Source organism: Massilia agrisoli (assembly GCF_020831365.1).
Lineage (GTDB): Bacteria > Pseudomonadota > Gammaproteobacteria > Burkholderiales > Burkholderiaceae_D > Telluria_A > Telluria_A agrisoli.
The window spans coordinates 250,792-275,388 of record NZ_JAJHPV010000002.1; the positions used below are offsets into that span (position 1 = coordinate 250,792).

Consider the following 24,597-nt stretch of genomic DNA (forward strand, 5'->3'; position numbering starts at 1 on the left):
CGATGTGGATCGAGTGGACCATCGCCACCAGGTTCCTGCGCGAAGGCAGGGTGCAGAGCACGCTGATCCTGGTGGGTATCGCAGTCGGTGTCGCCGTGATTGTCTTCCTCACCGCGCTGATCACTGGACTGCAAGGCAACATTATCAAACGCACCCTCGGCACCCAGGCCCATATCAAGGTGCTGCCTCCCGACGAGCGCAACCACGTCTTCGCCCCTGCCGCGGGAAGCGCGCAGCTGCTGCTGGAGAGTAAGCGCGCCCAGCGCCTGCGCTCGATCAACAACTGGCAGCAGGTGCGCGACGTGCTCGACACGCTGCCGCGTGTTGCGGCGGTGTCGCCCTTGATCTCCGGACCGGCTTTCGCGCGGCGCGGCGAGGCGCTGCAGTCGGTGGCGCTGGTAGGCATCGACGCGCCGCGCTACCAGCGCATCATTCCGATCCAGGACGACATCATTGCCGGCGTGTTCCGCATCGGCGCCGGCGACGCCGTGATCGGCAAGCAACTGGCAAGCGACCTCGGCATGCGGGTGGGCGACAAACTCCGGCTGGACGGCGGCCAGGGGCGCGAGAGCGTCGTCAACGTGGCCGGCATCTTCGAACTGGGCGTGCGCGAGCTTGATGCGCGCTACGTCTACCTGGACATGAAACAGGCGCAGTCCCTGCTCAACCTGCCTGGCGCGGCCACCATCATCGACGTGACGGTGGATGAGATCTTCGACGCGCAGGCCATCGCCGCGCATATCGCCCGCTTGACGGGGCTGAAGGCGGAAAGCTGGATGGAGACCAACGCCCAGCTGATGAACGCGCTGCGCTCGCAAAGCCTGTCCACCCGGATGATTAGCGTATTTGTGGCGTTGAGCGTCGCGCTGGGCATCGCCAGCGTGCTGTCGGTGAGCGTGGTCCAGCGCACGCGCGAGATCGGCATCCTGCGCGCGATGGGCACCACACGGCAACAGATGCTGCGCGTGTTCCTGGTCCAGGGCGCCTTGTTCGGCTTGTCCGGCTCGCTGCTGGGTGGCCTTGCGGGCTATGGGCTGGTGGGTGCGTTCAACACCTTCGGTCCAAGGCTGTTCTATATCCCGGTGGATCCATGGCTGCCGGTTGCCGCGATGGGGCTGGCCACGGTCACCGGCATCCTGGCGGCAGCGGTGCCGGCGCGCCGCGCCGCCGCGCTCGACCCGGTGGAGGCAATTCGCCATGTCTGAGCACGATGCCAGCCAGGAGGTCCTGCGCCTGCAGGGACTTCGGAAAAGCTACAACGTTGGAAAGCCCACCGAAGTGGAAGTGCTGCATGGGCTGGACCTGCGCCTGCAGCGCAACGACTTTGCTGCGCTGGTGGGCGCGTCGGGATCGGGCAAGAGCACGCTGCTGAACGTGATCGGCCTGCTGGACCGGCCGACCGCGGGCGAGCTGCTGCTACTTGGGGAGCCGACCCGGAACATGGACGACGCCCGCCGCACCGCGCTGCGCGGCAGCGCAATCGGCTTCGTTTTCCAGTTCCACCATCTGATCCAGGCGTTCACCGCGCTCGAAAACGTGCTGATGCCGCTGATGGTGGCCACCGGCAAACCCACGCCCGAACAGCTCGCGCGCGCGAAGGACCTGCTGGCCGAGGTGGGCCTGGAAGGGCTCGAACAGCGCAAGCCAGACCAGCTTTCCGGCGGCCAGCAGCAGCGTGTGGCGGTGGCGCGCGCGCTGGTGACCCGCCCGGCGTTGCTGCTGGCCGACGAGCCCACAGGCAACCTTGACACCAAATCCGCCGCCGAAGTGTTCGAGCTGTTCCGCAAATTCAACCGCATGTTCGGCTGTGCGGTCCTGCTGGTGACGCATGATCCACGCCTGTCCGAGCAGTGCGACCGCACGATCAGGCTAGTGGACGGCAACATCGAGAGCGACCAGGTACGTGGCTAGTACGCGGCAGCCCTCAGTTTGCCTATGCGATACGTCAGCAGGCAGGGGTCAGTGACCGTAGATCGCCAGGTTGTCGAGGTAGTACGTGTCCCCGGTCAGGGTGTTGGGATTCGGCAGCAACACTAACTGGTTGACAGCGGTATCGGCGGTGCTGCCGTCGATCCTGTCATTGAGCAGGAATTTCAGGCGCTGCCAGCTGTTTTGCACCGTCGTGTAGGCGATGTATTTGGAGTGCCGCCCGAGCGGGAAATTGCTCGCAGTTGCCACATTCGCGTTTTCAAGCTGGAGCAGCATTGGCGTTCCGACCGGCGCGTTGCTGTAGACGTCGAGGTAGAAGGCCTTGTCGCCACGCACATAGAACGAGGCGTCAGGCACCAGCGTCGTCCCCATGGTGATCAGGTCATAGCTGCTGGCCGCGCTGCGCACGTACTTCGCCACCGTTGGCGAGCCATTGACGGCATTCGGGGCGGGATTTGCGCTCGACTGGGTGAGCTGGCCGGTGACGGTCGTGTAGCTGACTTTACGATTGCTTTCGTAGTCGTCCAGGATGGCGGTGCGCGTCAGTTGCGGCGAGACCAGGACCGGCACACTCTTGTTGAACGTACCGCAGCTGTTGCTGATGGCAACCGACACCGGGCCGCCGGTGCTGCCCCAGTTGACCGTCAGCGACTTGGCGTTCGAGGTCTGGCCGGTTGGCGAGGTCCACACATAACTTGATCCGGTACCCGCCTCGTCGACGATGCTGTACGTGGCTGCCGTGTTCGGTTCCACGATGTGCGGACCGCTCAGCGATGGCTGCGGATTGGCGTAGACGCGCACATAGTCGACCTGCAGGGTTTGGGGCAGGGCGGCGTCGTTGACCTTGCCGCCCAGGCTGCCGCCGACCGCCATGTTCAGTATCAGGTAATAGGCATAATTCTCGAACGTCCAGTCAGCCGGATTGGCCATGTCCGACGGTGTCTTGGTGGCGTAGAGCAGGTCGTCGATGTACCAGCTGATCTTGTACGGTGTCCAGACCACCGAGTACACATGGAACGCGTCGGCCCAGCTGTCGGGCTGCTTGTAGATGCTGCTGGTAAGGAATTGGTGATTGGCATTCGACGAACCGTAGTGGATCGTTCCGAGCGCGAACATGTGCTTCTGGCCGGTTGACTCCTGCACATCGATTTCGCCGCTGGCAGGCCAGGCCACGGTGGTATTGGCCGGCAGCGCCCAGAAGGCTGGCCACATGCCGCCACCGGTAGGGATCTTCATGCGCGCTTCAAAACGTCCATGCGTCCACTGCCCGCTGCCGGGCATGTTCAGCGTCCTGAGGCGGGCCGATGTGTATGCCTTTGAGCCGACGCGCTGCTTCTTGGCCGTGATCGACAACACGCCATTGGCGACCGTGGCGTTCGCGGTCTGGTAGGACTGGAGTTCGTTGTTGCCCCAGCCGCAGATGCCGTAGCTGCAGCCGTCCCCGTTCTGGAATTGCCATTTGCTGGTGTCGACGGCGGTGCCGTTGAACTCGTCGGCAAAAACGGGCGTGGCACTTGGGCATTGCTGCGCGTAGGAAGCAGGGGCAGCCAGGAATGCGCAGGCAAACAGCAGCGAGCGTAGCGGGGTAAACCGGGATGAATCGATGTTGTGCATTTTGCAGTATCTCCGTGAATTTTTTATAGTTAGCGTCTTGGAAGCGCTTCAATCGGACCGCGTAAGCTGAAATTGGAAACGATTCCAAAACTGTGTATGAGTTTGTGCCAATTTTCAAGGAGTGTCAATCGGACGCGCCATGAACGCGCGAAAGGGAGCTTGTTTGCGATCGGTGCCGGAGCAGCGGCCCAGGTTGCCTGGGTGCTCCATGAAAAACGCCAACCGGGAGGGTTGGCGTTTGCACTGGGATGTTCTTGGTGGCCCGGGGCGGAATCGAACCACCGACACAAGGATTTTCAATCCTCTGCTCTACCAACTGAGCTACCAGGCCAAGGGCCAGTATTTTACATGAGCGCCCCGACGCTGGCCAGATCGCCCATCGAGTGTTCCGTCTAGCCAGGCTGGTGCATTCGCTCAGCCACGCCAACCGCCAGTTGCACCACCTTGCCTTGCATGATGCGCTGACCCGCCTTCCCAACCGCACCTTGCTTGAAGACCGTATCGAACACGCCATTGCGGCAGGCGGACGTGGCGGCAAGCGCTTTGCGCTGATGTTTCTCGACCTCGACCGCTTCAAGACCATCAACGATTCGCTCGGCCACCATTACGGCGACAAACTGCTCCAGGGCGTGGCGGCCCGCCTCACCGGCTGCCTGCGCGTCGAAGACATCGTGGCGCGGCTCGGGGGCGACGAGTTCGTGGTGCTGTTGGACGAAGTGAGCGGGCCGACCGCGGCCGCCAACATTGCCCAAAAACTGCTCGACACGCTCGCCTTGCCGATCGTGATCGAGGAGCAACAGCAGAGCGTGTCGGTAAGTATCGGTATCAGCATGTTCCCGGCCGATGGCACCACCTTGCGCGAGTTGATGAGCAACGCGGACAGCGCCATGTACCACGCCAAGAAGAATGGGCCGCGCCAACCACCAGTTTTTTGCGCCGGAGATGAATGCGGCGGCCGGTGCCCGCCTGCTGCTGGAGCAGCAACTGCGGCGGGCGCTGGACAACAATGAATTCGAGCTGCATTACCAGCCCAAGATCAATGTGGCCAGCGGCGCCGTCGTGGCGATGGAGGCGCTGGTGCGCTGGCGCAGCCCGGAGCGCGGCCTGGTGTCGCCGAACGACTTCATTTCGGTTACCGAGGAAATCGGACTGATCGTTCCCTTGGGCTGCAGGCCGTGTGAGAGCGGGGCGGTAAAGCGATATCACCGCCAGATCCGTCGTTCCCGCGCAGGCGGGAACCCACTCGGCCCTGACTTAGTGGTACCAGTTTTCTGACTAAGCGCACCTTGCATGGATTCCCGCCTTCGCGGGAACGACGGCCAAAAACAAAAACGCCACCCGAAGGTGGCGTTTTATTTATTCTTGGTGGCCCGGGGCGGAATCGAACCACCGACACAAGGATTTTCAATCCTCTGCTCTACCAACTGAGCTACCAGGCCAAGAGGCATGATTATAGTCAGCCAGTTTGCGGATTGCAAGGGCAGGCAAGACAATTTTTTCAAAATGCCAGCTAGCGTGCACGGAAACGTTGCTTTTTCTACCCGCTATAATGGAAGCCATGACTACTCCAACTTCTCCTACTGCGCGCACCACGGGCGACGTCTGCATCGTCGGCAATGGCGCCATCGCCAAAACCGCGGCGCTTGGGTTCTCCCAGGCTGGCCACAGCGTGACCATGATCGTTCCCCCTGCGGCGCCGGGCGCATCGTCCCCTTCAGCCGCCGGTGAGCAGCCCTGGGACGTGCGCGTCTACGCCCTCAACCACACGGCCCACACCTTGCTGTCTTCGCTCAAGGTCTGGGGCGCGCTTGACCAGTCGCGCGTGCAGGCAGTCGACTCGATGGCGGTCAACGGCGACGGCGAAAAAGCCGGGGATGTCGAATTCGACGCCTTCGGCGCCCACGTCGGCGCGCTGGCCTGGATCGTCGAAGACCGCAACCTGTGCCAGGCGCTCGACGCAGCGCTCAAGTTTGCACCGAACGTGACCATCGTCAGTGGCCGTGCCATCCGCATCGAGACCAGCGACGACGGCGCGCTGGTCCACCTCGAAGGCGGCAAGACGGTGGCGAGCTCGCTGCTCGTCGGCGCCGACGGCGGCCACTCGTGGGTGCGCGGACAGTGCGACATCGGCCTCGATTACCGCTCATACCACCAGCGCGCTGTGGTCGCCAATTTCTCGTGCGAGAAGCCGCACCACGGCGTGGCCTACCAGTGGTTCACCGGCGCCGATGGCATCGTGGCGCTGCTGCCGCTGCCGGGCAACCGCGTGTCGCTGGTCTGGTCCGCGCCCGATGCGCTGGCCGATACCCTGATGCGAGAAAGCCAGGGTGAACTGGCCATCCGCCTGGCCGAGCTGGCCGAAGAAAAGCTGGGCGTACTGCGGCCGCTGCAGCCCGAGACGGTCAGGGACTTCCCGCTGGCGCTGATTCGCCCGCATGCCATTACCGCGCCGCGCGTGGCGCTGGTGGGCGACGCCGCCCACGTCGTGCATCCGCTGGCCGGCCACGGCATGAACCTCGGCTTCGCCGACGTGGCCGAACTGCTCAAGGCTGTCGCCGGCCGCGAGTCCCACCGCGCGATCGGCGACGAGCGCGTGCTGGCCCGCTATGCCCGCGCGCGCAAGGAAGACATCTTCCTGATGCAGTTTGCCACCGACGGACTGGCGCGTCTTTTCAGCACCGACCTCGAACCCGTGCGCGTTGCGCGCAATTTGGGATTAAACTTGCTGGATAAGTTGCCGATGCTCAAGCGTCGGCTCATCACGCATGCAATGGGCAAATGAGCCTTTACCGGCTCAAATTCACTTGCAGGACAACCGGAGAAGTCATGGTAAAAAGTAAACTCGCACTGTTGATGTTGACCGCGCTGGCCGCTGGATGCGGCAATGCCCAGACGCCAGTGGAAGCAAACATCAAGAAAGTGATCGAGCCGCGCCTCGGTGGAGGCGTCAAGATTGATTCGGTCAAGGCCACGCCTTATTCCGGGCTGTACGAAATCCGCGCCGGCGGCGATGTCATCTACACGGACAAGAAAGGCGAATACCTGTTCATCGGCCAGGTGTTCAACGCAAAGACCTCGGAGAACCTGACCAAGGCGCGCCTCGACGAGATCAACAAGATCAATTTCGCCGACCTGCCGTTTGAATCGGCGCTCAAGATGGTCAAGGGGAATGGCAAGCGTGTGATGGCGATCTTCGAAGATCCTAACTGCGGCTACTGCAAGCGCTTCCGCCAGACCACGTTGAAGGAAGTCGATAACGTCACCGTCTACACCTTCATGTACAACATCTTGTCGGAAGACTCAATCGCCAAGTCGCGCAACATCTGGTGCTCGGCTGACCGCAACAAGGCATGGGACGAGTGGATGCTCAACGGTAAAGTCGCCGCCGCCGCGCCGGCCAAGTGCACCGACCCGCATGACAAGATCTTCGCGCTGGGCCGCAAGATGCGCATTGAGGGCACGCCGGCCATCTTCTTCACCGACGGCACACGGATTCCGGGCGCTGTGGATTTGAAGGTGCTCGAAGCGAAGTTCGCTTCAATCAAATAAATTGTACGCGGGCCTTTGGGCCCGCGTTTCACATCTGCGGTACCAAATACAAAAAAATATCAGTCCAAACGGGAGCAGGGCATGGTCACACTAAATATCAACGGGCGCGACATGCAGGTCGACGCCGACGACTCGACGCCGGTACTGTGGGCGCTGCGCGATAACCTCAACATGACCGGCACGAAGTTCGGCTGCGGTGCGGCCCTGTGTGGCGCGTGCACCGTGCACCTGAATGGCGCGCCGGTGCGCTCGTGCGTCACCCCGATCGCGGCGGCCGTGGGCCAGAAGATCACCACCATCGAAGCGATGGAAGCCGACAAGGTCGGCAAGGCAGTGCAGGATGCGTGGGTACGCCACGACGTGCCGCAGTGCGGCTACTGCCAGAGCGGCCAGGTGATGAGCGCGACCGCGCTGCTGCGCACGAACAAGGCGCCGAGCGACGCCGACATCGATTCCGCCATGAGCGGAAACATCTGCCGCTGCGGCACCTATCAACGCATCCGCGCCGCCATCAAGGACGCCGCGAAAACCCTGGCCTGAGGAGAGCACCATGCGTAAAGAATGGATCGACCAGGCCGCGCTCGCGCGACCTGAGCAAGGCGGCATGTCGCGCCGCAGCTTCATCAAGGCCGGCACGCTTGCTACCGGTGGCCTGGTGCTGGGCTTCTTCCTGCCAGGCGCGAACAAGATCGCGCAGGCCGCCGGCGCACCGAAACCGGTATTCGCACCCAACGCCTTCCTGCGCATCGCGCCGGACAATACGGTGACTGTCATGGTCAACCGCCTCGAATTCGGACAGGGCGTGCACACTGCGCTGCCGATGCTGATTGCCGAAGAACTGGATGCCGACTGGTCGCAGGTACGCGGGGCGCTGGCCCCGGCCGGCGACGCCTTCAAGGACCCCGCGTTCGGCATGCAGATGACTGGCGGCTCGGGTAGCGTCGCCCACTCGTTCATGCAGTACCGCGAAATCGGCGCAAAAGCGCGCGCGATGCTGGTCCAGGCCGCCGCGCAGCAGTGGAACGTCAAGCCGGAGCAGTGCCGCACCGGGAATGGCTTCGTCATCGGGCCTGCGGGCCAGAAGGCGGATTACGGTTCGCTTGCGGATGCGGCGATGAAGCTGCCGGTGCCAACAACCGTCACGCTCAAGGACCCGAAGGACTTCCGCTTCATCGGCAAACCCGCCAAGCGGCTCGACGCGCGCGCCAAGTCCGACGGCACGCAGCAATTCGGCATTGACTTCACCCTGCCGGACGCGAAGGTTGCGCTGATTGCGCATCCGCCGGTATTTGGCGCCAGGGTGGCGAAGTTTGACGCGACCAAGGCGAAAACCATCAAGGGCGTGCTCGCCGTGTTCGAAGTCCCGGCCGACCGTGGGGGCAGCGGCGTAGCGGTTGTCGCCACCGGCTATTGGCCTGCGAAGCAGGGCCGCGAAGCGCTGGCCATCGAGTGGGATACCGCCAGCGTCGAGAAGGTCAGCAGCGACAAGCAGCTGGCGGAATTTGCCGCACTGGCCAAGACGCCGGGCGCGGTTGCGATGAAGGCTGACATTTCGGCCCTGCGCACCGCGCCAAAGAAGATATCGGCCCAATACGAATTCCCGTATCTCGCGCATACGCCAATGGAGCCGCTCAACTGCGTGGTCGACCTGAAGGCGGACAGTTGCACCGTGTGGGCGGGTTCGCAGTTCCAGACCACCGACCACGCGGCCATCGCCAAAACCTCCGGCCTCAAGCCGGAACAGGTGACCCTCAACACGATGATGGCGGGCGGCGGTTTCGGCCGCAGGGCGGTGCCTACTTCCGACTACATCGTCGAAGCGGTCCATGTGGCCAAGGCCTGGAATGCTACGGGCAAGGGCGGGCCGGTAAAGGTGGTGTGGAGCCGCGAGGATGACGTCCGGGGCGGATACTACCGCCCGTCGTACGTACACCGCGCCGACATCGGCCTGGACGCGAAGGGCAACATCGTCGCCTGGGACCATACGATCGTCGGCCAGTCGATCACGTCCGGCACGATGTTCGAAGCCTTCATGGTCAAGAACGGCGTCGACGCCACCACCGTGGAGGGCATGGGGGCGCCATACGATGTGCCGCTCAACCTGTCGGTCCATTCGCCGAAAGTGAATGTGCCGGTGCTGTGGTGGCGTTCGGTGGGTTCGACCCACACCGCCTTCGTGATGGAAACGCTGATCGACGAAGCCGCGCACATCGCGGGCGCCGATCCGGTCGCGTACCGCCGCAAGTTGATCGGCGAGAAGCATAAGCGCCACCTCGCGGCGCTCGACCTGGCAGTGGCCAAGTCGGGTTACGGTAAAAAGAAGCTGCCGAAGGGGCGCGCATGGGGCGTGGCGGTGCACGAGTCGTTCAACTCGGTGGTGGCGTATGTCGTCGAAGCTTCGGTGACAAAAGGCGTGCCGAAGCTGCACAAGGTGACCGCCGGCGTGCACTGTAACCTCGCCGTCAATCCGCTGACGATTGAAGCGCAGGTGCAGGGCGCGGCGTTGATGGCGCTTGGAACCACGTTGCCGGGCGCCGCGATTACGCTGAAAGACGGCGTCGTCGAGCAGCAGAACTTTGGCGACTACACGGTCGCGCGCATGAACGACATGCCGCAGGTCGACGTGCACATCGTTCCGTCGTCCGATCCGCCGACCGGGATTGGCGAGCCGGGCCTCCCGCCGCTGGCGCCGGCGTTTGCGAATGCCGTGTTCCGGCTTACCGGCAAACGCTTGCGCAAGCTGCCGTTCGACCTGAAGTCGGCGTAAGGCGCCATGGCCATTGTCGGCATCCTTCTTGCCGCCGGCAGGGGGCGGCGCTTTGATCCGTCCGGTGGACGGAACAAGCTGTTGCAGTGCTTGCCCGGCGGCGCAACGGTCGTCGCGTCGAGCGCGAAGGCCATGCTTGCTGCGCTGCCCAAGGTGGTTGCCGTGGTCGGGCCGCAGGGCGGGGAGGTTGCAGCCCTGCTGCGCGACCTCGGCTGCGACGTGACGGTGTGTGCCCGCGCCGACGATGGCATGGGCGCCTCGCTGGCGCATGCCATCGGCCAGTCTGGCCAGGCAGGCGGATGGCTGATCGCCCTGGGCGACATGCCCCATGTGCAGCCGTCGACCATCGCCGCGCTCGCGAATGCGGTGGAAGAGGGTAGCGGCATCGCGGTACCGGTAATGCAGGGACGGCGCGGCAACCCGGTTGCCTTCGGCCGCCAGCATCTGGCGGGACTGCTGGCGGCGGGTGGCGACCAGGGCGCCCGCAATATCGTCAAGGCGAATCCTGTGCGTGAGGTCGAGGTCGACGATCCAGGCATATTCCAGGACATCGACACCGCCGCCGACCTCAGTACCCGGGGTGTTTCAGGCTAAACTATGCCGTCAAGCGTGACGACCTACAGGATAAGTATGAAAAAGACATCGGCGAAAAAGACGCCAGCCATCCAGTACACCATCATTCCAAAGAACCTCGCGGGCCACCTGTTCGACGTCACCGTCACAGTGGCGGCGCCTGCGCCGGACGGTCAGGAGTTCGCGCTGCCCGCATGGATCCCCGGCAGTTACATGATCCGCGAGTTCGCCCGCAATATCGTCCAGATCCGCGCCGAATCGAACGGCAAGTCGGTTGCCCTGACCAAGGTGGACAAGCACACCTGGCGCGCGGCGCCCGTGGCCGGGCCGCTGACCTTGCTGTATGAAGTATATGCATGGGACCTGTCGGTGCGCGCCGCCCACCTGGACCAGACCCACGGCTTCTTCAACGGCACCAGCGTATTCCTGCGCGTGGCGGGCCAAGAGGACCTGGCGCATGAAGTCGATATCCAGCGCCCGCTCGACCCTGCCGCCACCACGTGGCGCGTCGCGACGGCGATGGCAGAGCTTGGCGCCAGGCGCTATGGCTTTGGTACGTATGTGGCATCGAACTACGATGAGCTGATCGACCACCCGGTCGAGATGGGCGACTTCGCGCTTGGCACTTTCAAGGCGCACGGCGTCCCGCATGACATCGTCATCACCGGCCGCGTTCCCAACCTGGACATGGCTCGCCTGCAGTCGGACCTGAAAACGCTGTGCGAAACCCAGGTCGCGTTCTTTGAGCCGCGCACCAAGCGCGCGCCGATGGACCGTTACGTGTTCCTGACGATGGCAGTGGGCGACGGCTACGGCGGGCTTGAGCACCGCGCTTCCACCGCGCTTATCTGCAACCGCAACGACCTGCCGAGTACCAACGCGCCCAAGTTTTCCGAGCCGGGCGACGGATACGTCAAGTTCCTCGGGCTGTGCAGCCACGAGTACTTCCACACCTGGAACGTCAAGCGCATCAAGCCTGCGGCCTTTGCCCCATATGACCTGCAAGCCGAAACCTACACGCCGCTGCTCTGGCTGTTCGAAGGCTTCACCAGCTATTACGACGACCTGCTGCTGCTTCGCAGCGGCCTGATTACCGAAGCGGTCTACCTCAAGCTGCTGGGCAAATCGATTGGCGGCGTGCTGCGCGGCAGCGGCCGCACCAAGCAGAGCGTGGCCGATTCGAGCTTTGACGCGTGGAGCAAATACTACCGGCAGGACGAAAACGCGCCGAACGCGATCGTCAGCTATTACGGCAAAGGCTCGCTGATCGCGCTGGCGTTCGACCTGACGATCCGCGCGAAGACGGAAGGCCGCAAATCGCTCGACGACATCATGCTGGCGCTGTGGCAGCGCTTCGGGCATGACTTCTATCCGAGCGTGGGGCGCGGCGTCACCGAGGCGGAAGTCGAGGCGCTGTTCGATGAAGTCAGCGGGCTGAAACTCAAACCGATGTTCGAGCGCTATGTACGCGGCACCGAAGACCTGCCGTTGGCGAAACTGTATGCGCCATTTGGCGTGAAGCTGACGGACGAGCGGAAGAACGCCAAGCCCTCACTCGACGCGAGCATCGGGCGCGAAGGCGCGGACTGCAAATTGAGCCAGGTGCACGAGGGCGGCGCTGCGCATGCGGCGGGCTTGTCGGCGGGTGACCTGCTGGTGGCGGTGGATGGGCTGCGGGTGGCGGGTAATCCGAACAACCTGGACGGGCTGCTGTCGCGCTTCAAGGTTGGCGATACGGTGACGGTGCACGCGTTCAGGCGCGATGAGCTGATGACGTTCGATGTGGTGCTGCAGGGTGACCGGGTACCGACGGTGACGCTGGCGGCGCCGGAGAAAAAGGTGAAGGGTTTGATGCGGCCAAGCGCGGCGCGTTGAGCTTTTAAATCGGCGGATGCGCGCTTCGCGCTTATCCGCCCTACGTGGTTGCTTACTTGTAGGGCGGATAAGGCCGAAGGCCGCATCCGCCGTTTTTTATCCGAACAGGCGCTCCAGTTCAACGCCTGGGTCAGGCGCGCGCATAAACGCTTCGCCAACCAGGAACGCATGCACATTCGCGTCACGCATGCGCTTCACATCATCGGGCACCATGATCCCCGATTCGGTCACCACCAGCTTATCGCCCGGAATGCGCGGCAGCAGGCCGATGGTGGTGTCCAGCGACGTTTCGAAGGTGCGCAAGTTGCGGTTGTTGATGCCTACCAGCGGCGTGCGCAGCTTGAGCGCCGCGGTCAGCTCATCGCCGTCATGCACCTCCACCAGCACATCCAGTCCCAGTTCGAGCGCGCAGGCTTCCATCTCCGCCATCAGCCCATGGTCGAGCGCCGAGACGATCAGCAAAATCGCATCGGCCCCCATCGCTCGCGCTTCGTAGACCTGGTACAGGTCGACCAGGAAGTCCTTGCGCAGCACCGGAATGTCGACAGCCCCGCGGGCCTGCTTCAGGTACTCGACCGAGCCCTGGAAAAAATTCACGTCCGTTAGCACGGACAGGCACGCGGCGCCGTGGCGCGCGTAGCTCTCGGCGATATTAGCCGGACGGAAGTCCGCGCGCAGCACGCCTTTCGACGGCGAGGCCTTTTTAACCTCCGCGATCACACCGGCATTGCCCGCGGCGATCTGCTTGCGCAGGCTGGCCTCGAAGCCGCGCAGGCCACGCCGGCCCTCGTCGTCTGCCTCGACTTCGCGGCGCAGGCTGGCCAGGTCACGGTGCTTTTTTGCGGCGGCGACTTCGTCAGCTTTGACGGCGAGGATTTTATTGAGGATGTCGGACATTATCCCGCTCCGAGTTGCTGGGTAACTTGTACAAACTGCTGGAGCTTGGCAGTCGCCGCGCCCGAGTTGATTGCTGCGCGCGCCTTGGCCAGGCCGTCTTCGATCGAGGATGCCACGCCGGCGGCGTACAGCGCAGTCGCCGCGTTCAGGCAGACGATGTCGTATGGCGCGCCCGGCTCGCCGTTCAGCGCCTCCATCATTTTCGCCATCGATTCGGCCGAATTGGCTACCTTCAGGTTGCGGCTCGCGATCATCTGCATGCCGAAGTCTTCAGGGTGGATTTCGTATTCACGGATTTCGCCGTTGACCAGTTCACCGACCATCGTCGCGGCGCCCAGCGATACTTCGTCCATGTTGTCGCGGCCCCAGACCACGACCGCGTGCTGCGCGCCGAGGCGCTGCAGGACGCGCACCTGGATGCCGACGAGGTCGGGGTGGAAAACACCCATCAGGATGTTCGGTGCGCCGGCCGGATTGGTCAGCGGCCCGAGGATGTTGAAGATGGTGCGCACGCCCAGCTCTTTGCGCACCGGCGCTGCATGCTTCATCGCTGCGTGGTGGTTCGGCGCGAACATGAAGCCGATGCCGGTCTGCGCGATCGACTGCGCGATCTGCTCTGGCTTGAGGTTGATGTTGGCGCCCAGCGCTTCGATCACGTCGGCGCTGCCGGACGAGGAGGACACGCTGCGTCCGCCATGTTTTGCAACGCGCGCGCCAGCGGCGGCGGCGACAAACATCGACGCGGTGGAGATATTGAAGGTGTGCGCGCCGTCGCCGCCCGTGCCGACGATGTCGAGCAGGTTGGTGGTGTCGGCCATCGGCACCTTGGTCGAGAACTCGCGCATCACTTGCGCCGCGGCGGCGATCTCGCCGATGGTTTCCTTTTTGACGCGCAGGCCCATGGTCAGTGCCGCAACCATCGTCGGCGACATTTCGCCGGACATGATCTGGCGGAACAGGTGCAGCATCTCGTCGTGGAAAATTTCGCGGTGGTCGATACAGCGCAGCAGGGCTTCTTGTGGGGTGATAGGCATGGTGGCTCCTGGGTTATCGCGCTGTGCGCTCGAGGAAGTTCTTCAGCAGTGCGTGGCCGTGTTCCGACAGGATCGACTCGGGGTGGAACTGCACGCCCTCGATGTCGTATTCCTTGTGGCGCACGCCCATGATTTCGCCGTCGTCAGTCCACGCGGTGACCTCCAGGCAGGCTGGCAGCGACGAGCGTTCGATCGCCAGCGAGTGGTAGCGGATCACGGTGAACGGGCTTGGAATGCCTTTGAACATGCCTTCGCCGGTGTGGGCGATCAGCGAGGTCTTGCCGTGCATGACCTGCTTGGCGCGGATAACCTTGCCGCCAAAAGCGGCGCCCATGGCCTGGTGGCCGAGGCAGACGCCAAGGATCGGCAGCTTGCCCTTGAAGTGTTCGAGGATCGCAATCGAGATGCCTGCTTCGGCAGGGGTTTTAGGCCCTGGCGAGATGCAGATGCGGTCGGGATTCATCGCCTCGATCTCTTCGATCGTGATTTCGTCGTTGCGCACGGTGTGCACTTCCTCGCCCAGCTCACCGAAGTACTGCACCAGGTTGTAGGTGAACGAGTCGTAGTTATCGAGCATCAGCAGCATGTCAGAGCTCCCCATCCAGGCCGTCTTGCACCTGTTCTGCCGCGCGCAGCACGGCGCGCGCCTTATTTTCGGTTTCCTGCCATTCCATCTCGGGGATCGAGTCGGCCACGATGCCTGCCGCTGCCTGCACGTACAGCATGCCGTCCTTGACCACGCCGGTGCGGATCGCAATGGCCACGTCCATCTCGCCGCCGAACGACAGGTAGCCGCAGGCGCCGCCGTAGATGCCACGCTTGGTCGGCTCCAGCTCGTCGATGACCTCCATCGCGCGCACTTTCGGCGCGCCGGTCAGGGTCCCGGCCGGGAAGGTCGCGCGCAGCACGTCGAGGTTCGACATGCCTTTTTTCAGCTTGCCTTCGACGTTCGAGACGATGTGCTGCACATGCGAGTATTTTTCGATCACCATGCGGTCGGTGACAGCCACGCTGCCGATCTCCGAGATGCGGCCCAGGTCATTGCGGGCCAGGTCGATCAGCATCACGTGTTCGGCGATTTCCTTCGGGTCGGCCAGCAGTTCTTCGGCCAGCTGGGCATCGCGTTCCGGTGTCGCGCCACGCGGGCGTGTGCCTGCGATCGGGCGCAGCGTGACTTTGCGGCCGCCGTCAGGCAGGGTCTCGTTGCGGACCAAAATCTCCGGCGAGGCGCCGACGATCTGCATGTCGCCGAAGTTGTAGTAATACATATACGGCGACGGGTTCAGCGAGCGCAGCGCGCGGTACAGGGTCAGCGGATTGTCGACGTAGGGCTTGCGGATGCGCTGGCCGATCTGCACCTGCATCAGGTCGCCGGCCATCACATACTCGTGCGCGCGGGCGACCGCCTTCAGGTAGTCTTCCTTGCTGAAGTCGCGGATCGCTTCGGTGCGTACCGAGCTCGATGTCACCGGCGCGCCCACGCCACGGCGCAGCATCATGCGCAGGTCCTTGAGGCGCTGGCGCGCCTTCGAGAACGACTCTGGCTGGGTGGTGTCGGCGTAGACGATCAGGTACAGCTTGCCGGACAGGTTGTCGATGACCGCCAGTTCCTCGGTCACCATCAGCTGGATGTCCGGCAGGCCCAGGTCGTCCTTCGGCGCGCCCTCGGCGAGCTTGCGTTCGATGTGGCGCACCGTGTCGTAGCCGAAGTAGCCGGCCAGGCCGCCGCAGAAGCGCGGCATGCCTGGGCGCAGCGCGACTTTAAAGCGCGCCTGGTACTGTTCGATGAAGTCGAGCGGATTGCCGTCGTGGGTTTCGATGACGCTGCCGTTCTTGACGATCTCGGTGCGGCTGCCAAAGGTACGCAGTACGGTGGTCGCAGGCAGGCCGATGAAGGAGTAGCGGCCGAAGCGTTCGCCGCCGACCACCGATTCGAGCAGGAAGGTGTTCTTGCCCGCGTTCTGCGTCTGGGCCAGCTTGAGGTAGAGCGTGAGCGGCGTTTCGAGATCGGCGAAGGCTTCCGCGATCAGTGGAATACGGTTGTAGCCTTCAGCGGCCAGCGATTGGAATTCGAGTTCGGTCATGCTTTTCTCCGGGCCGCCAGGCATAGTTGGGGATGGCGGTGGGTTTCAAAAAACCTGTCGACGTGCAGGTGCAGGCGACAGCAATCAGTACGGGTTACTTAGCCCAGGATTGCCAGCGTCGCCAAAGCCAGGCCTCAATCGAGCCGGCTTGCGTGACATTGTGTTTTTTGATGAAAAACATGCGATTTTTGTTCAGTGTGCGCTGTGGTTATGCGTTTGAATCAGGGTTGCTGCTTGAAGCAACGATTCAACTATACCATCGGAATCCGTTTCGTGTATAGACTGTCCGTGGTTATAACCATATGGCACAGTCAGCACGTAGCAGCCGGCCGCGCGCGCCGCTTCGGCGTCGTTGGATGAGTCGCCGATGGCCACCACCTCATGCGGTTTCAGGCCAAAGTCGCTGCACACCTGCAGCAGCGGCATCGGGTCAGGCTTCTTGCGTGGGAAGGAGTCGCCGCCGTAGACGATCTCGAAGTAGGGCGCCAGGCCCTTCTGCGCCAGCAGCGGCAGCGCGAACGCCACCGGCTTGTTGGTCACGCACGCAAGGCGCAGGCCCTGCGCTCGCATGGCTTTGAGGCCCGCTTCGACGTCGATGTAGGGCGTGCTGTGCTGGCCGTTGATATCCAGGTAGTGGCGCTGGTAGGAATCGAGCGCCTCCCCGATGCGGTGCTCGACGCCGGCGGCGTCGTAGTCCTGCGCCAGCACGCTGCGGATCAGGTTCTCGGAGCCTTTGCCGACCATCAGCGCAATGGCTTCCTGCGTGATGGCGGCCAGGTCGAACTCCGCACGCATGCGGTTGATCGCGACGTGGAAGTCAGGAATCGTGTCGAGCATCGTGCCGTCCAGGTCGATGATCGCCGCGCGGATCGGGGAAGCGCCGGCCTTCATTATTTGCCGGTGGTGGCCAGCTGTTCGCGCATCGCGTCGATGACACCCTTGTAGTCTGGCTGGCCGAAGATGGCCGAGCCGGCCACAAAGGTGTCCGCGCCAGCGGCTGCGGCGGCGGCGATGTTGTCGATCTTGATGCCGCCATCGACTTCCAGCATGATGTCGCGGCCGGATTCGTCGATCTTCTTGCGCGCGTAGGCGATCTTGTTGAGCGCTTCAGGAATGAACGACTGGCCGCCGAAGCCCGGGTTCACCGACATGATCAGGATCATGTCGATCTTGTCCATCACGTGGTCGAGGTAGTGCATCGGCGTGCCCGGGTTGAACACCAGGCCGGCCTTGCAGCCGTTGTCGCGGATGAGCTGCAGTGTGCGGTCGATGTGCTCGGACGCTTCAGGGTGGAAGGTGATGATGTTGGCGCCTGCCTTGGCGAAGTCGGGGATGATGCGGTCGACCGGCTTGACCATCAGGTGCACGTCGATCGGCACTTGCACGTGCGGGCGGATCGCCTGGCATACCAGCGGCCCAATCGTCAGGTTGGGAACATAATGATTGTCCATCACGTCGAAATGGATGATGTCGGCGCCGGCTGCGACGACATTGCGGACTTCCTCGCCAAGGCGGGCGAAGTCGGCGGACAAAATGCTGGGAGCGATGCGGAAAGTGGTCATGACGTGGTCTTGCATTGGATTAAAGATGCGCTATTTTACGCTGTTCGCCACCGGCCCTTGCGCCACGCCTATATTTTGCGGCCCGTTGTATCATGGACGGAACACCCGCCCTGCGGGCACCTTTAGTTCACAAGAGCAACACAAACAGCATTACGCGAGGGGCACCGATGGCCGTTTATGACTTCGCTGTAACCGTCAGGACCCAATACCTGCCGGAGCAGTCCGATCCAAGCCGCACCAATTATTTTTTCACGTACTCGATCACCATCAAGAACACCGGCACCGTGCCGGCGCAGCTGATTTCACGCCACTGGGTCATTACCGACGCTAATAACCAGGTGCAGGAAGTGCGCGGACTGGGCGTTGTCGGCCACCAGCCGCTGCTCAAGCCCGGCGAGCAGTTCGAATACACCAGCGGCACCCAGCTGGCGACGCAGCAGGGGTCCATGTTCGGCGAATACTTCTGCGTTGCGGAGGACGGCCATCAGTTCGAGGTAAAGATTCCCGAGTTTGTGCTGTCGCTGCCGCGCACTTTGCACTGATCAGCGGTCCTGCTCGCCCGGCGCTTTGTCATCGGCGGGCACGTTCGGCGTATCGGCTTGCTGGTCATCGGTAGGCTTGGGGCCAGAAAACATGGTCCACCATACGATAAACAGCAGTAAGAACAGCGCGATACCCGCTTCAATCATCAGCAACCACATATCATTCCTTATGTTATCTACACGCCGCAGTTTACTCGTTTCGCTGGGAGTCGTCGCATTGACCTTGACTGCCTGCACGACCACGCCGCCGCCCCAGCCGGCGCCGCCCATCATTATGCCGCCGCCGGTCAAAGTGGTTCCGCCCCCTGAGCCAGTGCCGGTTCCGCCTCCCAAGCCGGAGCCAGCGCCGTTGATGACGCCGACCACGTTCAGCGCCTTGCCAGGCTGGGACCGAGACGAAGTGCGCGAAGCATGGCCGTCGTTCATGAATTCGTGCATCGTGCTGGTGCGCAGGGTCGACTGGACCGAGGCGTGCAACGCCGCGCGGGTCATCGATGCCAATGATGGCGCCGCCGTTCGCGCCTTCTTCGAGAACTACTTCGTACCGAACCTGATCCGCGCCGAAGACGGGTCGGACACCGGCCTGATCACCGGCTACTACGAGCCCTTGCTGCGTGGCGCCCGCAAACGCGGCGGCGTATTCCAGACGCCTTTATACAGAGTGCCGGATGATTTGCTGACGGTGGACCTGGCCAGCGTCTACCCGAGCCTGAAGGGCATGCGCCTGCGCGGCCGCCTGGTGGGCAAGAAAGTCATCCCGTACGGCACCCGCGCCGAGATCGAGCGAGCCGACGCCAACGGCAAGGAACTGCTGTGGGTCGACAACCCGGTCGATGCGTTCTTCCTTGAGGTGCAGGGTTCAGGCCGGGTCGAGCTGGCCGATACCGGCGAGACAGTGCGCGTTGCTTTCGCCGACCAGAACGGCCATCCGTACAAGGCGATTGGCCGCTGGCTGGTGGAGCAGGGCGAGCTGACCGTCGAACAGGCGACGATGCAAGGCATCAAGGGCTGGATCGAAGCCAACCCGACCCGCCGCCAGGAGCTGTTCAACGCCAACCCGAGCTATATCTTCTTCAAGGAGGAGCGCCTGCCTGACCCGCGCGTGGGGCCGAAGGGCGCGCTGGGCGTGCCGCTGACGCCGGCGCGCTCGGTGGCGATCGATCCAAAGTTCATTCCGCTTGGTGCGCCGATCTTCCTGTCCACTACCGAGGCCGCCAGCGAAGTGCCGATGCAGCGCCTGATGATGGCGCAGGATACCGGCGGCGCCATTCGCGGTGCGGTGCGGGCTGACTTTTTCTACGGCTTCGGCAGCGAAGCGGGGGACAAGGCGGGGCGCATGAAGCAGCGCGGCCAGGTGTGGGTGCTGATGCCCAAGCGTGTCGGCCAGTAAGCGCGTCTGCGCCGGGCGTTTCCCGGACCGGGTAACAGACGCTACAATCGCGAATTCCGTACCATTCTAATAAAGGGGTGTCCCATGCAGTACTCTGATTTGCTGATCGAAACCCATGGCAAGGTTGCCGTCATTCGCCTGAACCGTCCAAAAGCGTTGAACGCGCTTAACGACAATATGATGAACGAGCTGGGCGACGCGCTGTACAAGTTTGACGCCGACAGCAACATCAATTGCATCGTCCTGACCGGCAGCGAGAAGGCTTTCGCCGCGGGCGCCGATATCGCGGCCATGGCCGACTATAACTACCAGGATACGCACGGCGGCAACTACATCGGCCGCAACTGGGAACATATCCTGAACATCCGCAAGCCTGTCATCGGCGCCTGCGCTGGCTACGTGCTGGGCGGCGGCTGTGAACTGGCCATGATGTGCGATTTCCTGATCGCGGCCGAGAATGCCAAGTTCGGCCAGCCGGAGATCAAGGTCGGCGTCACCCCGGGCGCCGGCGGCACCCAGCGTTTGCCGCGCACCATCGGCAAGTCGAAAGCGATGGACATGCTGCTGACCACCCGCATGATCGACGCGGCCGAAGCGGAACGTACCGGCCTGGTGTCGCGCGTTGTGCCTACCGAAAAACTGCTCGAAGAAGCGATCGCCGTTGCGACCCAGATCGCGGCGATGCCGGTGTCGGTTGCCATGCAGATCAAGGACGCGGTGAACCGCGCATTTGAAACCACGCTGACCGAAGGCGTGCGCTACGAGCGCCGTTATTTCCACGCCGGCTTCGGCACCCCTGCCCAAAAAGAAGGCATGCACGCCTTCCTCGAAAAGCGCACGCCGAACTTCGACGGCCTGTAAGCAAGCGCACTGCAGCGGGCGAGTTGCTTTTTTGACTTGCCCGCCTGTAACCGTCATGCTACTGTCGCGTCAATATGGTGTTTGCATACGACTGACGCGACCAGGAGCGTTGTGGGTTACAAGATGATCGATTGGCAGGACGCGCACCTGCACGCTTTCCTGTCTGCCAAAACAGAAGCAGAGTTTTTTGCCAGCCTGTCGAAGGCGGCCAAAGAGCTCGGCTTCGACTATTGCGCTTACGGCATGCGCAAGCCGCTGCCGTTTTCCAATCCCAAAACCTTCATGCTCAATAACTACGCGCCAGCGTGGCAGGAGCGTTACGTCGCCGAAAATTATTTGTCCATCGACCCGACAGTCGCGCATGGCATGAAGTCGGTCATGCCGCTGGTGTGGTCCGACAAGGTGTTCGAGGACTGCCGGCATTTTTGGGAAGACGCCAATTCGCACGGCGTGCGGGTGGGTTGGGCGCAGTCTTCTTTCGACGCCAGGGGCGTGGCCGGCTTGCTGTCGCTGGCCCGTTCCGAAGAATCACTGTCCGAAGCGGAGCTGCGCCATAACGCCCCGCGCATGGCCTGGCTGGTGCAGCTTGCCCACGAGCGGATGACCTCGCTTTTGTCGGCCAAGGGTGGCAGCGATGAACCGGTTGCGTTGACCGCGCGCGAAACCGAGGTGCTGCGCTGGACGGCGGACGGCAAGACGTCCAGCGAGGTTGGCGAAATCATGAATATTTCCGAGCGCACGGTAAATTTTCACGTTAACAATGCCATCGCAAAGCTGGGCACGACCAACAAGACCGCCGCCGTCATCAAGGCGGCCATGCTTCGGCTACTCTAGTTCCCCATCGCCGACTGTCAGTGTTGACAGTACCGCCGGCGCCGCCCCTGCCGTCTAATACAGCCTGGATTTAAAATCAGGAGACAACAATGGCGCCATTCGACCAAACCTTTCACGCCGCGCCGCCAACGCATATGGCGCAGGGCGGCCTGCTTCGACTCGACGGGGTAAGCTTCCGCTATCCGGGCGGACACGCGGCGGTGGATGACGTCAGCCTGTCACTGGGTCCCGGCATCCTGGGGCTGCTCGGTCCCAACGGCGCCGGCAAGTCGACCATGATGCGCATGCTGGCCACGCTGACCCGGCCAACGGCAGGGCGCATTATCTGGAATGGCGTTGATATTGCGCGCCATCCCGATGGGCTGCGCGTGTCGCTCGGTTACCTGCCGCAGGACTTTGGGGTTTATCCGGCCCTGAGCGCGCGCGAGTTCCTGCGCTACCTCGCCGCGGTCAAGGGCCTGCCGCAGAAGCTTGCGCGCCACCGCGTTGACGCGTGCATCGAACAGGTAGGCCTGGCCGGGGACGCCGACCGGCGGCTGGGCGACTTTTCCGGAGGCATGCGGCAGCGCGTCGGCATCGCCCAGGCCTTGCTCAATGACCCCCAGCTGCTGATCGCGGACGAGCCGACTGTCGGCCTCGACCCGGGCGAACGGCTGCGCTTCAGGCATCTGCTGACGGAACTGGGCGGACAGCGCCTGGTGATCCTGTGCACGCATATCGTGTCGGATGTGGAAGCGTCCGCCACCTCGCTGGCCGTCATGCGCAAGGGTAAGCTGGTGTTTTCCGGCAGCCCGGATGCGTTGCTCGGCCGCGCTCATGGCAAGGTGTGGGACTGGACTGTCCAGCCCGAGCGCCTGGACGAGGTGCGCGCCGCGTATCACGTCAGTAACAGCCTGCGCCGTGCCGATGGCGTGCGCGTGCGCCTGATGTCGCCTGTGTCGCCGGGGCAGGGAGCGGAGGCGGTGATGCCATCGCTGGAGGATGCTTACGTGTCCTTGCTGGCCGACAGCGAGGGGAACTGATATGGAAAGCGTGCGCCGATTTGGCGCCATCGTCGGCGCCGACTTGCTGGAACGGATACGCTCGGCGCGGTTCTGGGTGATCCAGGGCTTGCTGTGCATTGCCAGCTGGTGGAGTTTTCCGACCATGGAGAAGGACTATATGGTGCTGGCGCTCAACGGGCACCTGCGCGGCGAATACTCCAGCGCGTGGATCGGCATGGTCGTTGCCATGCTGGCGATATGGTTGTCGCTGATCGGCTTCTATCTTGTGCGCGGGACGCTGGTGCGGGACTTCGAGACGCGCGTATGGCAGCTCCTGGTAGCGACGCCGCTGACCCGCTCCTCGTACCTGCTGGCCAAATGGTGCAGCAATATGGCTGTCCTGTCGCTGGTGATGGCCGGCGCGCTGGCCGTGGGCGTCGTGGCGCAGCTGGTGCGCGCGGAAAACATGCATGTGAACCTGGTCGAGCTGGTCAAGCCGGCGCTGCTGCTGGCGCTTCCCTCCCTGGCACTGACTTCCTTGCTGGCGCTGGTGTTCGATCTGGTCCCTTGGCTGCGGCGCACTGCGGGCAATGTGCTGTTCTTTATTTTATGGGTAGCCTCGCTGGCGGCAACCGCGCCGGCGATCCAGTCGGTCAATCCGGCTGAGGGCGCGCCCTGGCTCGGTGATCCGCGCGGCATGGTGGCATTTCAGCACTCGGTAGCCCGCCAGGTGGCGCCCCAGCTTAAAGACGAGCAGATGAAGAATGGCTTCTGCGTGGTCTGCGGTGTTAAAAAAGACCAACGAGCCACTTTCATGTGGGACGAGTGGAGGCTGGATGGAACGATGGTACTGGGCCGCATGCTATGGCTGCTTCTGGCCGTCGGTGGCGTTCTGCTAAGCTCGCGGTGGATTGACCGAGCGGCGGCCAGCTGCGAAAAGACACGGACTAACTCCGCCAACGGCAGCGGGCGCAGGCTGCGTTTATTGGAAGTGATGATGACGCCGCTCCAGAAAACGCAGTTGGGCACCCTCGTTGCCGCCGAGCTTCAGCTGACCCTGCGGCAGAGGGCTGGCTGGTGGTGGCTTGCTGTACTAGCTGCTTCCGGTGCAGGGATGATTGCGCCGATGCCCGGTGCGGCGCTGGCGGTCGTTGTGAGCTGGGGGCTGCTGCTCGATAAGTATGGGCAGGCCGCATTGCAGGAGCGCAGCACTCGTACAGGCGCGATCGTCTTTAGCGCTAGCGGGGCGGGCAAACGGGTCTTGCAGGCGCGATGGATCGTCCTGTCCGCCCTCGGAGTGCTGGTGAACCTGCCTGCCGTGCTGCGCTTCAGCGTGTCCGAGCCTGTTGTCGCTGTCGCGATTGTGATTGTTGCCGCATCGATCCCCGCATGGTCGCTGGCGTTCGGCGCGCTGACGGGAAACTCCCGGACCTTTGAATTGTTGGCCTGTGTGTTTGGGTACCTGGCTTTAAACGAGGTCGCAGTGTTGAATGTGAGCGTCAATCCAGGTTGGACGGCAGTAGTACACGGGCTTATGTTGCCGCTGGCTTTGATTCTGGCCGTGTGGAGTTGGAGGCGGCTTAGCCAGGGGTAAGCAGTCCGATTAAAAATACTTGCAAGCCCGCGCCAAGGTTTGCTATAGTTCGCCTCCCGGTGATTTTGCACACGAAATCAAGTAGTTGCGAAGTATTCATCGGGCGTCTTCTGAAGAGACGGTAGCAAAAAAGAAGTTGACGATCATCGCGAAACACTGCATAATCTCACTTCTCTGTTGCTGACAAACACAACGCTTTGTCGATGAGCAGCAAGTAGCACCGAATAAAGTTCTTTAAAAATTAACAGTCGATAAGTGTGGGCGTTTGATGAAGGTGCCAAGAACTTCGGTTCTTGAATACTTAAATTATCAAATGTTCACAAAAAAGAAATACGTTGCTCAGCAATGAGTAACGGTCAGTATTTTGAGTGAGCGACCTCGCAGCAATGCGAGTGACAGAAATGTCAACAAACAGAGATTAAACTGAAGAGTTTGATCCTGGCTCAGATTGAACGCTGGCGGCATGCTTTACACATGCAAGTCGAACGGCAGCGCGGGGCAACCTGGCG

The 24,597-nt window shown here is 62.7% G+C and carries 24 protein-coding genes, 2 tRNA genes and 1 rRNA gene; 17 read left to right on the forward strand and 10 right to left on the reverse strand.

Annotated elements, in window-relative coordinates; all coding sequences use genetic code 11:
- Positions 1 to 2 precede the first annotated feature (2 nt).
- On the forward strand, positions 3 to 1,205 hold the full coding sequence (locus tag LMJ30_RS01210) for an ABC transporter permease (protein WP_229430510.1): 1,203 nt from the start codon (positions 3 to 5) through the stop codon (positions 1,203 to 1,205).
- Positions 1,198 to 1,911, forward strand: a complete 714-nt coding sequence (locus LMJ30_RS01215) for an ABC transporter ATP-binding protein (protein ID WP_229430511.1) — start codon at positions 1,198 to 1,200, stop codon at positions 1,909 to 1,911. The genes LMJ30_RS01210 and LMJ30_RS01215 overlap by 8 nt, the downstream gene beginning before the upstream one ends.
- Before the next feature lie 48 nt (positions 1,912 to 1,959).
- Here LMJ30_RS01215 and LMJ30_RS01220 read toward each other — a convergent pair whose 3' ends face one another.
- Both LMJ30_RS01220 and LMJ30_RS01225 read right to left on the reverse strand, forming a co-directional pair.
- Complete coding sequence (locus LMJ30_RS01220) at positions 1,960 to 3,543, reverse strand: family 16 glycosylhydrolase (protein ID WP_229430512.1); 1,584 nt, start codon at positions 3,541 to 3,543, stop codon at positions 1,960 to 1,962.
- A 255-nt stretch (positions 3,544 to 3,798) separates the two neighbouring features.
- Positions 3,799 to 3,874, reverse strand: a tRNA-Phe gene (locus tag LMJ30_RS01225).
- Between the two features lie 52 nt (positions 3,875 to 3,926).
- Here LMJ30_RS01225 and LMJ30_RS01230 point away from each other — a divergent pair.
- Both LMJ30_RS01230 and LMJ30_RS01235 read left to right on the forward strand, forming a co-directional pair.
- Positions 3,927 to 4,553, forward strand: coding sequence for a diguanylate cyclase domain-containing protein (locus LMJ30_RS01230; protein WP_229430513.1), 627 nt, complete (start codon positions 3,927 to 3,929; stop codon positions 4,551 to 4,553).
- The gene (locus LMJ30_RS01235; protein WP_229430514.1) at positions 4,486 to 4,818 is read left to right on the forward strand and encodes an EAL domain-containing protein; all 333 of its coding nucleotides are present in this window, start codon (positions 4,486 to 4,488) and stop codon (positions 4,816 to 4,818) included. The genes LMJ30_RS01230 and LMJ30_RS01235 overlap by 68 nt, the downstream gene beginning before the upstream one ends.
- A gap of 88 nt (positions 4,819 to 4,906) precedes the next feature.
- On the opposite strand, the gene LMJ30_RS01240 is transcribed toward LMJ30_RS01235, so the two are convergent.
- Positions 4,907 to 4,982: transfer RNA gene (locus LMJ30_RS01240), tRNA-Phe, on the reverse strand.
- A gap of 119 nt (positions 4,983 to 5,101) precedes the next feature.
- Here LMJ30_RS01240 and LMJ30_RS01245 point away from each other — a divergent pair.
- The 6 genes from LMJ30_RS01245 (at position 5,102) to LMJ30_RS01270 (ending at position 12,307) form a co-directional block, all read left to right on the forward strand.
- On the forward strand, positions 5,102 to 6,325 hold the full coding sequence (locus tag LMJ30_RS01245) for an FAD-dependent monooxygenase (protein WP_229430515.1): 1,224 nt from the start codon (positions 5,102 to 5,104) through the stop codon (positions 6,323 to 6,325).
- 44 nt (positions 6,326 to 6,369) lie between these two features.
- Positions 6,370 to 7,092, forward strand: a complete 723-nt coding sequence (locus LMJ30_RS01250; RefSeq protein WP_229430516.1) for a DsbC family protein — start codon at positions 6,370 to 6,372, stop codon at positions 7,090 to 7,092.
- A gap of 81 nt (positions 7,093 to 7,173) precedes the next feature.
- Positions 7,174 to 7,632, forward strand: coding sequence for a (2Fe-2S)-binding protein (locus LMJ30_RS01255; protein WP_229430517.1), 459 nt, complete (start codon positions 7,174 to 7,176; stop codon positions 7,630 to 7,632).
- Between the two features lie 10 nt (positions 7,633 to 7,642).
- Positions 7,643 to 9,859, forward strand: coding sequence for a xanthine dehydrogenase family protein molybdopterin-binding subunit (locus LMJ30_RS01260; RefSeq protein ID WP_229430518.1), 2,217 nt, complete (start codon positions 7,643 to 7,645; stop codon positions 9,857 to 9,859).
- A gap of 6 nt (positions 9,860 to 9,865) precedes the next feature.
- Positions 9,866 to 10,453, forward strand: a complete 588-nt coding sequence (locus tag LMJ30_RS01265) for a nucleotidyltransferase family protein (protein WP_229430519.1) — start codon at positions 9,866 to 9,868, stop codon at positions 10,451 to 10,453.
- 36 nt (positions 10,454 to 10,489) lie between these two features.
- Entirely contained in the window at positions 10,490 to 12,307 is a 1,818-nt protein-coding gene (locus LMJ30_RS01270) for a M61 family metallopeptidase (protein WP_229430520.1), read from the forward strand.
- A 96-nt stretch (positions 12,308 to 12,403) separates the two neighbouring features.
- On the opposite strand, the gene trpC is transcribed toward LMJ30_RS01270, so the two are convergent.
- The 6 genes from trpC to rpe all read right to left on the reverse strand — a co-directional run bounded on the left by trpC (position 12,404) and on the right by rpe (position 17,884).
- Entirely contained in the window at positions 12,404 to 13,204 is an 801-nt protein-coding gene (gene trpC / locus LMJ30_RS01275) for an indole-3-glycerol phosphate synthase TrpC (protein ID WP_229430521.1), read from the reverse strand.
- Complete coding sequence (gene trpD / locus LMJ30_RS01280; protein WP_229430522.1) at positions 13,204 to 14,238, reverse strand: anthranilate phosphoribosyltransferase; 1,035 nt, start codon at positions 14,236 to 14,238, stop codon at positions 13,204 to 13,206. The genes trpC and trpD overlap by 1 nt, the downstream gene beginning before the upstream one ends.
- Positions 14,239 to 14,251: 13 nt before the next feature.
- Complete coding sequence (locus LMJ30_RS01285) at positions 14,252 to 14,824, reverse strand: anthranilate synthase component II (protein ID WP_229430523.1); 573 nt, start codon at positions 14,822 to 14,824, stop codon at positions 14,252 to 14,254.
- Between the two features lies 1 nt (position 14,825).
- Positions 14,826 to 16,322: an anthranilate synthase component I gene (gene trpE, locus LMJ30_RS01290; protein ID WP_229430524.1), complete on the reverse strand. Its 1,497-nt coding sequence runs from the start codon at positions 16,320 to 16,322 to the stop codon at positions 14,826 to 14,828.
- Between the two features lie 192 nt (positions 16,323 to 16,514).
- On the reverse strand, positions 16,515 to 17,213 hold the full coding sequence (locus LMJ30_RS01295; RefSeq protein WP_229430525.1) for a phosphoglycolate phosphatase: 699 nt from the start codon (positions 17,211 to 17,213) through the stop codon (positions 16,515 to 16,517).
- The gene (gene rpe / locus LMJ30_RS01300; protein ID WP_229430526.1) at positions 17,213 to 17,884 is read right to left on the reverse strand and encodes a ribulose-phosphate 3-epimerase; all 672 of its coding nucleotides are present in this window, start codon (positions 17,882 to 17,884) and stop codon (positions 17,213 to 17,215) included. The genes LMJ30_RS01295 and rpe overlap by 1 nt, the downstream gene beginning before the upstream one ends.
- A 167-nt stretch (positions 17,885 to 18,051) precedes the next feature.
- On the opposite strand from rpe, the gene apaG reads away from it, so the two are divergent.
- Positions 18,052 to 18,426, forward strand: coding sequence for a Co2+/Mg2+ efflux facilitator ApaG/CorD (gene apaG, locus LMJ30_RS01305; protein WP_229430527.1), 375 nt, complete (start codon positions 18,052 to 18,054; stop codon positions 18,424 to 18,426).
- Here the strand turns inward: apaG and LMJ30_RS01310 are convergent, their stop codons facing one another.
- A complete protein-coding gene (locus LMJ30_RS01310; protein WP_229430543.1) occupies positions 18,427 to 18,699 on the reverse strand; it encodes a hypothetical protein in 273 nt (90 codons plus the stop codon).
- Between LMJ30_RS01310 and mltA the strand changes: the two genes are divergently transcribed.
- From mltA to LMJ30_RS01340, 6 genes are all read left to right on the forward strand, one after another.
- Positions 18,596 to 19,816: a murein transglycosylase A gene (gene mltA / locus LMJ30_RS01315; RefSeq protein WP_229430528.1), complete on the forward strand. Its 1,221-nt coding sequence runs from the start codon at positions 18,596 to 18,598 to the stop codon at positions 19,814 to 19,816. The two genes, LMJ30_RS01310 and mltA, sit on opposite strands and share 104 nt — an antisense overlap.
- An 84-nt stretch (positions 19,817 to 19,900) precedes the next feature.
- Entirely contained in the window at positions 19,901 to 20,677 is a 777-nt protein-coding gene (locus LMJ30_RS01320) for an enoyl-CoA hydratase (protein ID WP_229430529.1), read from the forward strand.
- A gap of 123 nt (positions 20,678 to 20,800) precedes the next feature.
- Positions 20,801 to 21,511 (forward strand): LuxR family transcriptional regulator, encoded by a 711-nt coding sequence (locus LMJ30_RS01325; protein ID WP_229430530.1) that lies wholly within the window; start codon positions 20,801 to 20,803, stop codon positions 21,509 to 21,511.
- An 89-nt stretch (positions 21,512 to 21,600) separates the two neighbouring features.
- Positions 21,601 to 22,533: an ABC transporter ATP-binding protein gene (locus tag LMJ30_RS01330; protein WP_229430531.1), complete on the forward strand. Its 933-nt coding sequence runs from the start codon at positions 21,601 to 21,603 to the stop codon at positions 22,531 to 22,533.
- A gap of 1 nt (position 22,534) precedes the next feature.
- Positions 22,535 to 24,088 carry an ABC transporter permease gene (locus tag LMJ30_RS01335; protein ID WP_229430532.1) on the forward strand — a complete coding sequence of 518 codons (1,554 nt, stop codon included), beginning with the start codon at positions 22,535 to 22,537 and terminating at the stop codon, positions 24,086 to 24,088.
- A 420-nt stretch (positions 24,089 to 24,508) separates the two neighbouring features.
- Positions 24,509 to 24,597, forward strand: a 16S ribosomal RNA gene (locus LMJ30_RS01340); the annotation flags it as partial.

Coding starts and splice junctions, on each gene's coding strand:
- trpD (WP_229430522.1), bottom strand. CDS start 14,238: ATGCCTATCACCCCACAAGAAGCCCTGCTGCGCTGTATCGACCACCGC.
- LMJ30_RS01245 (WP_229430515.1), top strand. CDS start 5,102: ATGACTACTCCAACTTCTCCTACTGCGCGCACCACGGGCGACGTCTGC.
- LMJ30_RS01330 (WP_229430531.1), top strand. CDS start 21,601: ATGGCGCCATTCGACCAAACCTTTCACGCCGCGCCGCCAACGCATATG.
- rpe (WP_229430526.1), bottom strand. CDS start 17,884: ATGACCACTTTCCGCATCGCTCCCAGCATTTTGTCCGCCGACTTCGCC.
- LMJ30_RS01260 (WP_229430518.1), top strand. CDS start 7,643: ATGCGTAAAGAATGGATCGACCAGGCCGCGCTCGCGCGACCTGAGCAA.
- trpC (WP_229430521.1), bottom strand. CDS start 13,204: ATGTCCGACATCCTCAATAAAATCCTCGCCGTCAAAGCTGACGAAGTC.
- LMJ30_RS01320 (WP_229430529.1), top strand. CDS start 19,901: ATGCAGTACTCTGATTTGCTGATCGAAACCCATGGCAAGGTTGCCGTC.
- trpE (WP_229430524.1), bottom strand. CDS start 16,322: ATGACCGAACTCGAATTCCAATCGCTGGCCGCTGAAGGCTACAACCGT.
- LMJ30_RS01325 (WP_229430530.1), top strand. CDS start 20,801: ATGATCGATTGGCAGGACGCGCACCTGCACGCTTTCCTGTCTGCCAAA.
- LMJ30_RS01255 (WP_229430517.1), top strand. CDS start 7,174: ATGGTCACACTAAATATCAACGGGCGCGACATGCAGGTCGACGCCGAC.
- LMJ30_RS01220 (WP_229430512.1), bottom strand. CDS start 3,543: ATGCACAACATCGATTCATCCCGGTTTACCCCGCTACGCTCGCTGCTG.
- LMJ30_RS01235 (WP_229430514.1), top strand. CDS start 4,486: ATGAATGCGGCGGCCGGTGCCCGCCTGCTGCTGGAGCAGCAACTGCGG.
- LMJ30_RS01295 (WP_229430525.1), bottom strand. CDS start 17,213: ATGAAGGCCGGCGCTTCCCCGATCCGCGCGGCGATCATCGACCTGGAC.
- LMJ30_RS01310 (WP_229430543.1), bottom strand. CDS start 18,699: ATGATGGGCGGCGCCGGCTGGGGCGGCGGCGTGGTCGTGCAGGCAGTC.
- LMJ30_RS01215 (WP_229430511.1), top strand. CDS start 1,198: ATGTCTGAGCACGATGCCAGCCAGGAGGTCCTGCGCCTGCAGGGACTT.
- LMJ30_RS01285 (WP_229430523.1), bottom strand. CDS start 14,824: ATGCTGCTGATGCTCGATAACTACGACTCGTTCACCTACAACCTGGTG.
- LMJ30_RS01265 (WP_229430519.1), top strand. CDS start 9,866: ATGGCCATTGTCGGCATCCTTCTTGCCGCCGGCAGGGGGCGGCGCTTT.
- LMJ30_RS01210 (WP_229430510.1), top strand. CDS start 3: ATGTGGATCGAGTGGACCATCGCCACCAGGTTCCTGCGCGAAGGCAGG.
- LMJ30_RS01335 (WP_229430532.1), top strand. CDS start 22,535: ATGGAAAGCGTGCGCCGATTTGGCGCCATCGTCGGCGCCGACTTGCTG.
- apaG (WP_229430527.1), top strand. CDS start 18,052: ATGGCCGTTTATGACTTCGCTGTAACCGTCAGGACCCAATACCTGCCG.
- LMJ30_RS01270 (WP_229430520.1), top strand. CDS start 10,490: ATGAAAAAGACATCGGCGAAAAAGACGCCAGCCATCCAGTACACCATC.
- mltA (WP_229430528.1), top strand. CDS start 18,596: ATGTTATCTACACGCCGCAGTTTACTCGTTTCGCTGGGAGTCGTCGCA.
- LMJ30_RS01250 (WP_229430516.1), top strand. CDS start 6,370: ATGGTAAAAAGTAAACTCGCACTGTTGATGTTGACCGCGCTGGCCGCT.